Source organism: Hoyosella sp. YIM 151337, from assembly GCF_026041215.1.
In the GTDB taxonomy this organism is placed as follows: Bacteria; Actinomycetota; Actinomycetes; order Mycobacteriales; family Mycobacteriaceae; genus Hoyosella.
In genome coordinates this window covers 255,846-269,059 of sequence record NZ_JAPEIQ010000021.1, presented here as the reverse complement: position 1 = coordinate 269,059, position 13,214 = coordinate 255,846, and the positions used below count along the sequence as shown (strand labels likewise).

Here is a 13,214-nt window from a genome sequence, read left to right as displayed (position 1 = left end):
GTGAAGGGGGCGTCAGCCCCGGCTGTTGTCGATTTCCTGCGCGACCTGTTCGGCGAGCCATGCGCGTTGCTTGCGCAGCCGGTAGCGGTCCTCGGACAGCAGTGTCTTGGCGGTGGCGGCGCACATCAGCACCATCACGATGCTGAAGGGGAGCGCGAGGAGAATAGCCATCGTCTGAAGTGCGGCGAGTGGATTGCCGTCGCCAGCGACGGCAGAGCCGGCGATCAGGAGTGCGGCAGCGATGGCGCCCATGAGTGACGCCCAGAAGGCGCGCACCCAGGCCGGAGGATTGGGATCACCTCCAGAGGCGAGCATCGCGACCACCAGCGAACCAGAATCTGCGCTGGTGACGAAGAAGATCACGACGAGAGCAATGGCCACAACACTCAGCAGCACGGCGATCGAAGGAGCGGCGATGCTGAGTAGCTCGAAGAGTGCGGTCGACGGGTCAACTGAGCCGTCTGCGGTGATCAGGCCTCCGTTGCCGAAGGTCTCCTGATAAAGGGCCGTGCCACCGAGCACAGAGAACCAGGTGAACGTCAGCAGGGTAGGCACGAGAAGGACGCCCACGATGAACTCCCGGACCGTGCGGCCCTTGGAGATCCGGGCGATGAAGACGCCAACGAAGGGTGCCCAGCTCATCCACCATCCCCAATAGAACGTTGTCCACCAGCCCAGCCACTCCTTGCCGTCTTGCTCAAACGGCATCCCGTTGAACGAAAGCTGGAAGAAGTTCTGGACGTAGGAGCCGATCTGGGTGGTCAGGTCGCTCAGGATGAAGACTGTTGGCCCGAGCACCAGGATGATGGAGAGGAGGACGGCTGCCAGCCCCATGTTGATGTTTGACAGCCACTTCATCCCCTTGTCGATGCCGGTCACGACGGAGACGACAGCGATGGCGGTGATGCAGATGATGAGCACAGCCAGCAGCCAGGTGGTGGGCTGGTCGATCACTCGGAGATAGCCGAGTCCGGCGCCGATCTGGCTGACGCCGAGTCCGAGCGACGTGGCGATACCGAACAGCGTGCCGAGAACAGCGATGACGTCGATGACATCACCCCAGAAGCCCTTAACTCGATCGCCAAGGAGTGGCCGCAGCGTCCAGCGCAGCGATATCGGGTTGCCGCAACGGTGCACCGAGTAGGCAACAGCAAGGCCAACCACGGCGTAAATAGCCCAGGCGTGCAGACCCCAATGGAGGAAGGTGGTGTTCATTGCGGACCGGGCGCGATCGGCGGCATCTGCACTGGGCATGCCGGGTGGGGTAGCGGCGAAGTGGCTCAGTGGCTCGGCAACGCCCCAGAACACGAGGCCAATTCCCATACCAGCGGCGAAGAGCATCGCGAACCAGGAGACCCGGGAGAACTCCGGCGCATCGCCGTCCTTACCGAGAACAATGCTGCCCATATGCGAGGCGGCGATCCAGATGCAGAAGAAGATAAACCCCGCAACCACGGCGATGTACCACCAGGCAAGTTCCTGGACCACATTGGTGTTCGCGCGCCCGATCAGATCGCCCACCTGCTCGGGGAAGAACGCGGTGATTGCGACGAAAAATATCAGTAGGCCGGCCGACGGATAGAAGACGCGCGGTGCCGGTATCAGCCTGCCGAACGGCGGGCGCGGGGGCGGTTCCTGCAGGAAGTCCGGCTCGTCCGCGGGAGGTTCCGAAACGCCAGCGTCGTCCACAATGGGCGCCTCAGTCCAGCGTTCCAGCCGGTCCAAACGCTGCGGTTTCTCCGGGGTGGTCGTCATTAAGAAGAATCCCTTCAGTGGTTTCACGTGCCAGGGTTCTTCGACCGTAGAGCTATGTTGCGCAATCCGCAACAGAATGCGCTAAATGAAACAATTGCGACTTGGCGCGTTTACATCGTCGCCTCGCCCGTCAGGCCATCGCCGGTGGGTGCGGCGCTGCCTAACCAGCCCATGCGGTGGCTGATTCGCTCGCCTGCGAGGCGCAGGTCCGCTTCCGTGGCCGAGATCCGCTCCATGTCGAAGCGGAATGCAGGCCCGGACGCGCTCAAAGCGCCGACCACGGCGCCGGTGTGATCCCGAACGGGCACTGCCGCAGCGTTAAGCCCGGCCTCGAGCTCCTCTAGTGCTGTGGCGAAGCCTGATTTCCGCACGAGAGCCAGCTCCTCGAGGAGGGCTTGCCGTGAGGTCGTGGTGTGCTTGGTCAGCGAAGGAAGTCCGGTTTTGTCGAGAATCGAGTCCCGCTGCTCGGCGCTCATGTATGCGAGAAGAATTTTTCCGCTCGAGGTCGCGTGCAGTGGTGTGAGCTGGCCGACCCAGTTCTGACTGGCGACCGCTGCGGAGCTGCGTGCTTGCTGCACGTTAACCGCATAGTGTTCCCGGACTACCGCGAGGTTGATTGTCTCGTCGAGCTGAGCCGCGAGCGCCTCGACGATCGCCTGCGACTGCTGTGCCATGTCGATGCGGTTGGGGATCGCGCTCGCTAACCGGAGGATGCCGAACGCGAGGCGGTATTTGCCCCGGTCCGCGCCCTGTTCCACCAGGTCGCGCTCCTCGAGTGCGGCGAGCAGCCGAAATGCCGTTGATTTGTGCACGCCGATTTCGTTGGCAACCTCGGTCACTCCCGCCTCGCCTTCACGGGCGAGGATCTCGAGAATTCCGATCGCCCGGTCGACGGATTGCACCCCTCCCGGGCTGTCGGCGGCCCGTTTGCCCGCCCTGCCTGTGATTTCTTGCGCCTCGTTGCCCATGACGCAACGGTACCTGTTGGCGTCCTTGAGTGCCGTCCTGCGGCGTGGCGAAAGCCGTTGAGCCCCCACCTCTTGACACGGCGGGCTGCCGCTGCGCAAACTGTTGCGCAATACGATTGCTGTTGTGTCATACGCACCAAGGTGGCATCCATGATTCGAGTCTGTCCCCTGTCCGCACTCCCACCAGGAGAAGCACTCCGCGTTGACGTGGAGCCACCCATCGCGGTCTTTCACACCGAGGGCGGTGAAATCTTCGCCCTCGATGACACATGCACGCACCAGGACGCATCGCTCGCCGATGGCTGGCTCGAGGGCTGCGAAATCGAGTGCCCGCTGCACGCCTCGAAGTTCGACCTTCGCACTGGTAAGGTCGACGCGCCGCCAGCCAAGCTCCCGGTTCGCACCCACACCGTGCGCATCGACGACGACCACATCTGGGTCGAATTGTCGCAAGCAGAGCCCAACCTCCCGCCCGGCGTTACCTTTGGGCCGAACTCATGAAGTCGGTCACGATTGTCGGTGCCTCGCTTGCGGGGCTTTACGCTGCTCAGGCGCTTCGTGCGCAGGGATTTGACGGCGAGCTCACCGTGATCGGTGACGAGCTGCGCGGGCCGTACGACCGGCCGCCACTGTCGAAGGAGTTTCTTTCCGGGAAAATCGGCGACGACGTCCTTCACCTCGAGTCCGCTGAGGACGACCTTCAGGCACGATGGCTGCTCGGTTCGCCAGCGGTTTCGCTGGATACCAGCGCACGTGAGATTGTCCTCGCCGACGGGACACGGGTTGTCAGCGATGGCATCGTCATCGCGACCGGGGCTCGCGCACGCAAACTTCCCGCCCCCGCCGCGAACGCGGGGATGGCTGGAGTCCATGTGCTGCGCACAATTGACGACGCCATCGCGCTGCGCGCGGACCTGCTCCCCGGGGCCAAGCTCGTCATCATCGGTGCGGGGTTCATCGGCGGGGAGGTCGCTGCAACGGCGAAAGCGCTCGGCCTCGACGTGACCGTCGTCGAGGCGATGGCCTCACCCCTTTCGGGTCCACTTGGGTGCGAGATTGGTGCCATCGTCAGCGAACTGCACCGCGCACACGGCGTGTCACTCCGCTGCTCTGCGGGCGTGAACCGGCTCACCGGACATGAGCGCGTCGAAGGTGTGGAACTCGCCGACGGCACGCTGCTGCCCGCTGACGTCGTCGTTGCGGGTATTGGCGCCATTCCGAATACCGAATGGCTATCAGGCTCCGGCGTGGCGCTGGGAAATGGCGTCTTATGTGACCACCAGGGACGTTCCAGCGTCCCAGGCGTTGTCGCGGTCGGCGATTGTGCCGCGTGGTACGACCTTCGCCTCGGGCGAGCGCACCGCGTGGAGCATTGGTCAGGAGCAATGGAGCGCCCCGCGATCGCTGTCGCAGCCCTCTTGCGCGGTGGCGACCACGGAACCGTGAACGAGGAAGACCGCCGGGTCAATGTCCCGTACTTCTGGTCAGACCAATACGGAGTCCGGATACAGTTCGCCGGCCACGCCGCAGAAGCCGATTCGGTGACCATCGAGCAGGGCTCGTTTGAGGACCGCAATCTGCTGGCTGTGTACCGGCGCGGTGACGCCCCCGTTGGCGTCGTAGGCCTGAACCAGGCACGTGCCTTCGGACGGTGGCGCCGACAGCTCAACTCGACCGCACACGCCTGATTCGGGCCCCTCACGTTGTGGAAAGGCGAACCGATGGCCACCGCTAACAGGATTGATGGACGTAAGGTCGCCGCTGACCTCAAGGCGCAGCTTGCCGGCCGTGTTGCGGCCCTGAAAGCTGAAGGTATACGGCCCGGTCTGGGCACGATCCTGGTCGGAGACGACCCAGGCAGCCGCTCTTACGTCGCTGGTAAGCATCGTGACTGCGCAGCCGTGGGTATTGAGTCGAAGCGCCTCGAGCTCCCCGCGTCGGCTTCGCAGGCTGAGATTGAGGCCGCTGTCCGCTACCTCAACGAAGACCCGGCGTGCACGGGCTTCATCGTTCAGCTGCCGCTGCCTGCGCACATCGATACGCACCGGGTACTGCAACTGGTAGACCCCGCGAAAGATGCCGACGGTCTGCACCCTGCCAACCTCGGGAAGCTTGTCCTGGGCATCCCCGGCCCGCTCCCGTGCACGCCGCGCGGCATCATCGAACTCCTTCGCCAGCACGACGTCGCGATAACTGGCCAGCGGTTCTGCGTGATCGGCTGTGGCCTAACGGTGGGGCGGCCGCTTGGGCTCATGCTCACCCGTCCAACCGAGCACGCCACAGTCACGCTGTGCCACGAGGCCACCGTCGACATTGCAGCGCACACTCTGGCCTCGGATGTCGTCGTCGCCGCGGCAGGAGTCGCGCATCTCGTCAAGCCGGGCTGGGTCCGGCCTGGTGCAACGGTGCTTTCGGTGGGGGTTACACGCACCATCGAGGGAATTCTCGGTGACGTTCACCCTGAGGTCGACGCAGTAGCAGGCAAGGTGAGCCCCGCAACTGGTGGTGTAGGCCCCATGACGCGCGCCATGTTGCTGACAAACATCGTTGAAATCGCTGAGTCGAGCCGGCCGGCGGCCGCCGCGGCGATTCCCGCTTCAGACGGTGCGCACCGAAGCCCGGTCGCATTAGGCGAGGTCCTCCGTTGACGGCCCCGCTTGTCGGGTACACGGCCCCGCCTCACATATCCCCTGGGCTGAGCCGGTGCAAGGTGCTCGGCATTCTTAACGTGACACCAGATTCGTTCTCCGACGGTGGCTGGTGCGTGGCAAGTGACGCAGCGATCGCAAAGGGCCTCGGGCTCGCCAGGCAGGGTGCTGACGTCATCGACGTGGGTGGCGAGTCCACCCGTCCTGGCGCTGTTCGGGTAGATGCAGAGGAGGAGATGCGCCGGGTGATCCCGGTGATCGGTGCGCTCAGCGAGGCCGGTATTACGGTCTCCGTGGACACCATGCGTGCGGACGTCGCCGCAAGTGCACTTGAAGCTGGTGCCGACATCGTCAACGACGTTTCGGGCGGGCTTGCAGACCCCTCCATGCTGCCGCTCCTCGCGGATTCGGGGACCACCTGTGTGTTGATGCACTGGCGTGCCCATGCGGCGGTCATGCAGCGGCATGCCGTGTATGACGACGTCGTCGCGGATGTGTGCGATGAACTTGCGAGACGTGTTGACGCAGCACTCGCGGCCGGAGTGCTGGCTGAGAACATCGTGCTGGATCCGGGCCTGGGATTCGCGAAGACAGCTGAGCAGAGCTGGTCGCTGCTTGCCGCCCTGCCGGACCTGCGCCGATTGGGGTTTCCCCTCCTTATTGGGGCGTCTCGCAAGCGATTCTTGGCTGAATGTGTCGATTACGGCGCACGTAATCCGGCCAGCCCGATTGACCGCGACGAGGCCTCGAACGCGGTCGCTGCACTCGCCGCCGCGGCGGGTGCCTGGGGTGTGCGCGTGCACGCGGTAGCGCCCGCCGCCGCCGCCGTTCGTGTGGCCGAGCGCCTGCACGCCGACGGGGGCCGATGATGCGCCGGCGGTCGCGCTCTGACGTGGTTCGGACACTCCTCAGTCACGTCCGCTATGAGATCTATCCGGCCGCTGCGGTGGTCGACGAAGTGGCGGCTAGCTTGCCGGCTGGAGCCACCGTCACGGTGACCGCGTCACCGAAAAAAGGTCTCGAAGCAACGTTCCGCGTATCCGAGCAACTCGCTGCGCGGGGTTTCGACGTCATTCCTCATCTTGCGGCGCGCATGATCGCACACCCGGCTGAACTGGCGGACATCACCGCACGGCTGCACTGTGCGGGCATTGAGAAGGTGTTCGTACCGGCGGGCGATGCCGCCTCGCAGACCGGTGTCTACCACAGCGCTCTGCAGCTACTCGAAGACCTTGCGCTGTCGGGCCATCCGTTTTCCGAGGTTGGAATCACTGGCTATCCAGAGTCGCATCCGAGTATTCACGACGACATGACGATTCAGGCGATGTGGGATAAGCGCAGGTATGCCACCCAGATCGTGAGCAACATGACGTTCGATCCACGCGTACTGGCTGCCTGGGTGAACCGTGTCCGCAACCGCGGTATCCACCTTCCGATACTGATCGGTCTGCCAGGTGCGGTCTCGCGCGCGAAACTCGCCGGAATGGCCGCGAAAATCGGTGTGGGTGAGTCAGCCAGCTTCCTCACGAAAAACGGTGGCCTTTTCGCCCGCATCGCGACGCCTGGAGCGTACGATCCGATACGTTTCCTGGGCCGCACCGCCGCGACGATCGGGCGCTCGGATGCAGGAGTCAGTGGTCTGCACTTATTCACCTTCAATCAAGTGGCAGAAACTGAGTGCTGGCGCCGCGACCAGCTCGCCCAACTGGGGCGTCACGACGACGACCGCCATGCGCGCGGTTTCAGTAACTCAACTCCAGGTTTGGACACGGTATGAGCAACCAGCGGGCAGCCAACGACGTTCTCTCTATCGCGTACGTCGAGCGGCAGCTTTTCGCCCGAGGGCCGCACGTGGCAGCGGAACCATCGCTGGACCGCATTACTAAGGCGATGGAACTCTTAGGAGTGCCGCAGCGCGATTACCGCTGTGTGCATCTCACCGGCACCAACGGCAAGACGAGCACAGCACGGCTGGTCGAGGCGATCCTGGCCGAATCAGGTGCGCACACGGGACGGTTCACAAGCCCGCATCTGACGAGTATCACGGAGCGCATAACCATCGGTGAACAGGTCATCGATGTGCCCGGTTTTGTGTCCGCGTACACCGCGGTAACGGAGTCGGCTCGGCAACTAGATGCGGCATTACCGGATAAACTTTCGTTTTTCGAAATGACAGTCGCGATGGCCTACCAAGCATTCCGGGAGGCCGCCATTGACGTTGCTGTTGTCGAGGTCGGCATGGGTGGACAATGGGACGCGACTAACGTCATCGACGCCGATGTTGCTCTCATACTTCCCGTCGCACTTGACCACACCGAGTACCTCGGCACGACGACCGCTGCTATCGCCAGCGAGAAGGCAGGCATCATCAAACCTGGCGGAGTGGCGGTGAGCGCGCGCCAGTCCCCGGAGGTAGCACGTGTGCTCAAAGCCCGCGCTGCCGCGGTCGGCGCCAGGATTTTCGTCGCGGAAGAGGATTTTTTCCTGCACGAGCGTCAGGTTGTCGATAATGGCCAGCGCATCACCGTTCGCGGACTGCACGATACTTACAGCGATGTGCTGCTGACATTGCGTGGCCAGCACCAGGCCGAGAATGCGGCATGCGCGGTCGCCGCAGCCGAGCTTGTGCTGGGTCACGCGCTCGATACCCACGCGGTCAGGTCCGCGCTTGCGCGCGTGACATCGCCGGGCAGATTTGACGTGCGTCCTGGTACCCCCACCGTGATTCTGGACGCGGCACATAACCCGCACGGCGCCCGTGCATTGGCCGCGACGCTTCGTGAAGGTTCGCCGTGCCGGACGTTCGCTGTCGTCGCTGCCATGGCTGATAAGCACGTGGAGGGAATGCTGCGAGCGCTCGAGCCCGCTGTCGACGTCATCGTGTGTACCCGCAACTCAAGCCCGCGGAGCCTTTCCCCCGCAGACCTCGCGTGGTTCGCGCGGCAGGTCTTCGGGGCGCAGCGTGTCCATCTGGCACCGACCGTGGAGACGGCGATAGGGCTGGCGAAGAGGTTTGCCGCACCAGCCCGCCATGGTTGCGTGCAAAGTGCCCTCGTTCTCGTCACCGGATCTGTGGTCACGGTCGGCGATGCGATGCGGGTGGTGCCAGCGCCGGCGCCGTCTGCCGAAAGTACAGATCTGAGCCCGTAAAGGGCTCGCTGCGGTGTCGTTCGAGAACTCTTCGGAAATCCCCGATTTTCCTCTTGACGCCGAACTCTAAGACACGGCATTGTTGCCGTTAACGCAACGACGTGCAATATGCGCAACAGGAGGACTGCAATGGTGGGGCGACGGACAGTAATAATCGGCGCCGGAGTCGTGGGGGCAGCAATCGCTGATGAGCTGTCGGCCCTGGGCTGGACGGACATCGTTGTTGTGGATCAGGGTGACTTCCCTGCCACTGGTGGATCCACCTCCCACGCTCCAGGCGTGGTGTTCCAGGCCAACGGCTCTAAGGCGATGACTGACCTCGCGCGGTACACCGTCGAGAAGTTCGTCGCGCTCGAGCACCAGGGCGAATCGTGCTTCATCCAGGTTGGCGGTCTCGAGGTCGCTACGACACCGGAGCGCATGGCGGAGGTCCATCGCCGCCACGGCTGGCTCACCTCGTGGGGTGTTGAGGCCGAGGTAGTGGACGCTGACCGGTGCGTCGAACTGCACCCGCTGCTCGACCGCGACCGGATTCTGGGCGGGCTCCACTGCCCGACCGACGGCCTGGCTAAGGCCCTCGCGGCCGTCGAAGCCCAGATTGAGCGCGCGAAGAGCCGCGGAGTGCGACTGCTTCCGCGGCACGAGGTCACCGACATCACGGTTGAGGATGGAAAGGTCGTCGGAGTCGTCACCAACCACGGTGAGATTCCCGCAGACATCGTTGTTTGCTGCGCCGGTATCTGGGGGCCCAAGGTCGCGGCGCTAGCCGGCGTGTACCTGCCCCTCACCCCGCTTGCACACCAGTTGGCATGGACGGGAACCGTCCCGGCGCTGGCCGGTCAAACCGAGGAAGCGGTGCGCCCAGTCCTGCGTCACCAGGACGCGGACCTCTACTACCGCGATCGTTACGATCAGCTCGCCGTCGGTTACTACGGCCACCGTCCGATGCCGATCGATGCACACGACCTGCTCCCCGTTGAGGAGGCCGAGGTGATGCCGTCCGTGCTCGAGTTCACCCCCGAGGACTTCGAGCCAGCTTGGGAGGAGACGAATCTGCTGCTCCCGCAGACCGCGGAGGCGAAGATTGAGGAAGGCATCAACGGCGTCTTCTCCTTCACGACCGACGGTATGCCATTGCTTGGCGAGTCGAAGGACGTCTCAGGCTTCTGGGTTGCCGAGGCCGTGTGGGTGACGCACTCAGCGGGTGTCGGACGCGCTATGGCGGAGTGGCTGGCCAACGGCTACTGCGAGAGCTTCGACCTGCACGAGTGCGACGTGAACCGCTTCGAGGACTTCCAGCTCGTCCCCGAGTATGTGCTTGAGCGCGATTGCCAGAACTTCGTCGAGGTCTACGACATTCTCCACCCGCTCCAGCCGATGGATTCGCCGCGCGCGATCCGCACCTCGCCGTTCTACCTGCGTCAGCAGGAACTCGACGCATTCTTCCTGCCGGCTACCGGCTGGGAGCGCCCGCACTGGTACGACGCGAACAAGGGCCTGCTGGAGCATTACCAGGTTCCGCAGCCGAACGACTGGGCCGCGCGGTACTGGTCGCCGATAGCCGGTGCCGAGGCGCAGGCGACCCGCGAGGGTGTCGCCATGTACGACATGACCGCGCTGAAACGTCTCATGGTCACGGGCTCTGGCGCTACCGCGTTCCTCCAGCGACTGACGACCGGCAACATCGACAAATCCATCGGTTCGGTCACGTACACCCTGCTGCTTAACGCCGACGGTGGTATCCGCAGTGATGTCACCATCGCGCGTCTCGGCAAGAACCGGTACCAGGTTGGTGCCAACGGTGCCCTCGACACCGACTGGTTCGAGCGCTTCCTGCCGCAGGACGGGTCGGTCGCGGTCACCGACATCACGCCGGGCACCTGCTGCATCGGCCTGTGGGGCCCGAAGGCCCGCGAGGTACTTAGCCAGCTTACAGACGCCGACCTCACCAACACCGGGCTGAAGTATTTCCGCGCCGCCGAGATCAACGTCGGCAACGTACCGGTCACCGCGATGCGTCTGTCCTACGTTGGTGAGCTTGGCTGGGAGCTCTACACCACAGCCGACCTGGGTCTGCGCCTGTGGGACACCATTTGGCAGGCGGGCCAGGACCACGGCATCATCGCTGCGGGCCGCGGAGCGTTCAATAGCCTTCGCCTGGAGAAGGGTTACCGCTCCTTCGGCACGGACATGACATTTGAGCACGACCCGTACGAGGCCGGTGTGGGCTTCGCGGTGAAGCTTGACAAAGGTGACTTCATCGGCCGCGACGCGCTGCTTCGCCGCAAGGAGAACCAGACTCGCACGCTCGCCTGCCTGACGATCGACAACCCGGAAGATGTCGTGGCGGGCAAAGAACCGGTCTTCGCCGGTGACCGCGCGGTCGGTTACGTCACCAGCGCCGCATACGGCTACACGATCGGTAAGGGCATCGCATACGCCTGGCTACCGCTTGAGGTCGCCTCGCCCGGCACCGAAGTTGAGATCGGCTACTTCGGCAAGCGCATCTCCGCTGTCGTGACTGCAGAGCCGCTCTTTGATCCGAAGATGACCCGCCTCCGCGGCTGACACTCGATCAGTCCGACCACGATCATGAGAGGGAGAGCTATGGCCCAGCTCCTCGACGGCAAGGCGACCGCAGAAGCCATACGCGAAGACTTAAAGCTACGCGTGGCTGCACTTGTCGAGCGCGGGGTTCGCCCGGGGTTAGGGACGGTGCTGGTCGGCAATGACCCAGGCAGCACCGCCTACGTCACGGGAAAACACCGTGACTGCGCCGACGTCGGTATCGCGTCCCTGCGTGCTGACCTTCCGGCGGACGCCACCCGCGAGGATGTGCTTGCGGCCGTCGCCAGCATGAACGAGGATCCGAGCTGCCACGGATTCATCGTGCAGCTTCCACTGCCTGGGGGGCTAGACGGCAACGAAGTGCTGGAGCATATTTCGGCGCCGAAGGATGCCGACGGCCTGGCCCCGGTCAGCCTCGGACGGCTGGCTCTCGGCATGCCCGGCCCACTTCCCTGCACGCCACGGGGCATCGTCGAACTGCTCCGCCGCTATGGAGTTCGAATTGCCGGTGCGCGGGTATGCGTCATCGGCCGGGGTGTGACAGTCGGCAGACCACTTGGTCTGCTTCTGACCAGACGGAGCGAGAACGCGACCGTCACCCTGTGTCACACCGGCACCACCGACCTAGAGAGCGAAGTGCGGGGTGCCGATATCGTCGTCGCGGCGGCGGGCCGTCGCCACATGATCACGCCCGACATGATCAAGCCGGGAGCTGCTGTGCTCGACGTGGGTATCACACGGACGGCCAACGGCCTGGAGGGCGACGTACACCCCGACGCTGGCCAGGTGGCTGGTTTTATCGCGCCGATGCCTGGTGGGGTGGGACCGATGACGCGAGCGATGCTGCTAACAAACGTCGTCGAGTCGGCTGAACGAGCAGCTGCCAGCGAACCCGTATTTGCCTCAGCCCTGTCCGTGTAACTTCCGCAAGGAGCAATAGCATGACTGTCACCGATAACAAGACCCTGCCGCAGAGCCTGCTCCCGACCCTCCCGGGCTCTGCCTACTCCGACCCCGAGCTGTTTGCCCAAGAGCAGGCGCACATCTTTGAGCAGATGTGGTTCTGCGCTGTCAGCTCAGCCGACATAGCGAAGCCAGGCGCTTTCCGCACCGTGCAGGTGGGCCGCGAAAGCATCCTGATCACCCGCTCGCGCCGCGGCGAGCCCCGCGCGTTCTTCAACATCTGTCGCCACCGCGGGGCGAAACTGTGCACCGAGGAATCCGGCGAAGCGAAGCGTTCGTTCCAGTGTCCGTACCACGCGTGGACCTACGACTTTGAGGGCAAGCTCATCGCCGCGCCGAACCTGACCAAGATGCCCGACGTTGACCGGACCGAGTACGGGCTCCGGAAGGTGCATGTGCGCGAATGGCTTGGTTACGTGTGGGTGTGCCTCGCAGATGAACCACCGTCATTCGAGGACACCGTCATCAGCGACGTGCGCAACCGGCTCGGAGACGTGGAAGCAGTCGAGCACTACGGAGTGGAAAATCTCGAGTTGGGCAAGCGCATCACGTATGACGTGAAGGCAAACTGGAAACTCATCATTGAGAACTTCCTGGAGTGCTACCACTGCGCGACCATTCACCCGGAGCTCACCGAAGTCCTGCCAGAATTCGCTGACGGGTTCGCCGCGCAGTATTTCGTCGGCCACGGCGCGCTCTTCGGGGAGGAAGTCAAGGGCTTCACCGTCGACGGATCGGAAGGGCTTGACCGGATCCCGGGAGTGTCGGAGGAGCAGGACCGCCGCTACTATGCCGTCACGGTTCGTCCCCAGGTCTTCATCAACCTCGTGCCGGACCACGTGATCATCCACCGCATGTTCCCGCTCGCCCCTGACCACACCATCGTCGAGTGTGACTGGCTCTACCTGCCAGAGGTCATCGCAAGCGGTAAGGATCTTTCGAAGTCAGTCGAACTGTTCCATCGGGTCAACCAGCAAGACTTCGACGCCTGCGAGCGCTGCCAAGCTGCGACTAACTCGCGGGTGTACGCCGAGGGTGGCGTGCTCGTGCCGAGCGAACACCACCTTGCTGAATTCCACAACTGGGTGCTCTCGTCGCTTACGCGCAACCCCTGACGGCCCAGCCCAAATCCATCTGTGGGTGTCAACCAAAAACCCGGATT

At 63.9% G+C, this 13,214-nt stretch carries 11 protein-coding genes; 9 read left to right on the top strand and 2 right to left on the bottom strand.

What is annotated here, in order from left to right; all coding sequences use genetic code 11:
• Positions 1-12: 12 nt before the first annotated feature.
• A complete protein-coding gene (locus tag ONR57_RS10775) occupies positions 13-1,755 on the bottom strand; it encodes a BCCT family transporter (protein WP_265123345.1) in 1,743 nt (580 codons plus the stop codon).
• A gap of 110 nt (positions 1,756-1,865) precedes the next feature.
• A complete protein-coding gene (locus ONR57_RS10770) occupies positions 1,866-2,723 on the bottom strand; it encodes an IclR family transcriptional regulator (protein WP_265123344.1) in 858 nt (285 codons plus the stop codon).
• 150 nt (positions 2,724-2,873) lie between these two features.
• On the opposite strand from ONR57_RS10770, the gene ONR57_RS10765 reads away from it, so the two are divergent.
• The 9 genes from ONR57_RS10765 to ONR57_RS10725 all read left to right on the top strand — a co-directional run bounded on the left by ONR57_RS10765 (position 2,874) and on the right by ONR57_RS10725 (position 13,167).
• Positions 2,874-3,224, top strand: coding sequence for a bifunctional 3-phenylpropionate/cinnamic acid dioxygenase ferredoxin subunit (locus ONR57_RS10765; protein ID WP_265123342.1), 351 nt, complete (start codon positions 2,874-2,876; stop codon positions 3,222-3,224).
• Positions 3,221-4,411, top strand: a complete 1,191-nt coding sequence (locus ONR57_RS10760; RefSeq protein WP_265123341.1) for an NAD(P)/FAD-dependent oxidoreductase — start codon at positions 3,221-3,223, stop codon at positions 4,409-4,411. Before ONR57_RS10765 ends, ONR57_RS10760 begins: the two co-directional genes overlap by 4 nt.
• 33 nt (positions 4,412-4,444) lie before the next feature.
• Positions 4,445-5,371: a bifunctional methylenetetrahydrofolate dehydrogenase/methenyltetrahydrofolate cyclohydrolase gene (locus ONR57_RS10755; RefSeq protein ID WP_265123340.1), complete on the top strand. Its 927-nt coding sequence runs from the start codon at positions 4,445-4,447 to the stop codon at positions 5,369-5,371.
• A 35-nt stretch (positions 5,372-5,406) separates the two neighbouring features.
• On the top strand, positions 5,407-6,240 hold the full coding sequence (gene folP, locus ONR57_RS10750; RefSeq protein WP_374116432.1) for a dihydropteroate synthase: 834 nt from the start codon (positions 5,407-5,409) through the stop codon (positions 6,238-6,240).
• Positions 6,237-7,148, top strand: coding sequence for a methylenetetrahydrofolate reductase (locus tag ONR57_RS10745; RefSeq protein WP_265123338.1), 912 nt, complete (start codon positions 6,237-6,239; stop codon positions 7,146-7,148). The genes folP and ONR57_RS10745 overlap by 4 nt, the downstream gene beginning before the upstream one ends.
• A complete protein-coding gene (locus ONR57_RS10740) occupies positions 7,145-8,521 on the top strand; it encodes a folylpolyglutamate synthase/dihydrofolate synthase family protein (protein ID WP_265123337.1) in 1,377 nt (458 codons plus the stop codon). The genes ONR57_RS10745 and ONR57_RS10740 overlap by 4 nt, the downstream gene beginning before the upstream one ends.
• A gap of 129 nt (positions 8,522-8,650) precedes the next feature.
• Positions 8,651-11,089: an FAD-dependent oxidoreductase gene (locus ONR57_RS10735; RefSeq protein WP_265123336.1), complete on the top strand. Its 2,439-nt coding sequence runs from the start codon at positions 8,651-8,653 to the stop codon at positions 11,087-11,089.
• 39 nt (positions 11,090-11,128) lie between these two features.
• Positions 11,129-12,010 carry a bifunctional methylenetetrahydrofolate dehydrogenase/methenyltetrahydrofolate cyclohydrolase gene (locus ONR57_RS10730; protein ID WP_265123335.1) on the top strand — a complete coding sequence of 294 codons (882 nt, stop codon included), beginning with the start codon at positions 11,129-11,131 and terminating at the stop codon, positions 12,008-12,010.
• A 20-nt stretch (positions 12,011-12,030) separates the two neighbouring features.
• The gene (locus ONR57_RS10725) at positions 12,031-13,167 is read left to right on the top strand and encodes an aromatic ring-hydroxylating dioxygenase subunit alpha (protein ID WP_265123332.1); all 1,137 of its coding nucleotides are present in this window, start codon (positions 12,031-12,033) and stop codon (positions 13,165-13,167) included.
• Positions 13,168-13,214 lie beyond the last annotated feature (47 nt).

Excerpts from the sequence above, each read along its gene's own strand:
- ONR57_RS10755 (WP_265123340.1), top strand. The coding sequence starts at position 4,445 with ATGGCCACCGCTAACAGGATTGATGGACGTAAGGTCGCCGCTGACCTC.
- ONR57_RS10770 (WP_265123344.1), bottom strand. The coding sequence starts at position 2,723 with ATGGGCAACGAGGCGCAAGAAATCACAGGCAGGGCGGGCAAACGGGCC.
- ONR57_RS10775 (WP_265123345.1), bottom strand. The coding sequence starts at position 1,755 with ATGACGACCACCCCGGAGAAACCGCAGCGTTTGGACCGGCTGGAACGC.
- ONR57_RS10730 (WP_265123335.1), top strand. The coding sequence starts at position 11,129 with ATGGCCCAGCTCCTCGACGGCAAGGCGACCGCAGAAGCCATACGCGAA.
- ONR57_RS10735 (WP_265123336.1), top strand. The coding sequence starts at position 8,651 with ATGGTGGGGCGACGGACAGTAATAATCGGCGCCGGAGTCGTGGGGGCA.
- ONR57_RS10760 (WP_265123341.1), top strand. The coding sequence starts at position 3,221 with ATGAAGTCGGTCACGATTGTCGGTGCCTCGCTTGCGGGGCTTTACGCT.
- ONR57_RS10740 (WP_265123337.1), top strand. The coding sequence starts at position 7,145 with ATGAGCAACCAGCGGGCAGCCAACGACGTTCTCTCTATCGCGTACGTC.
- ONR57_RS10765 (WP_265123342.1), top strand. The coding sequence starts at position 2,874 with ATGATTCGAGTCTGTCCCCTGTCCGCACTCCCACCAGGAGAAGCACTC.
- ONR57_RS10725 (WP_265123332.1), top strand. The coding sequence starts at position 12,031 with ATGACTGTCACCGATAACAAGACCCTGCCGCAGAGCCTGCTCCCGACC.
- ONR57_RS10745 (WP_265123338.1), top strand. The coding sequence starts at position 6,237 with ATGATGCGCCGGCGGTCGCGCTCTGACGTGGTTCGGACACTCCTCAGT.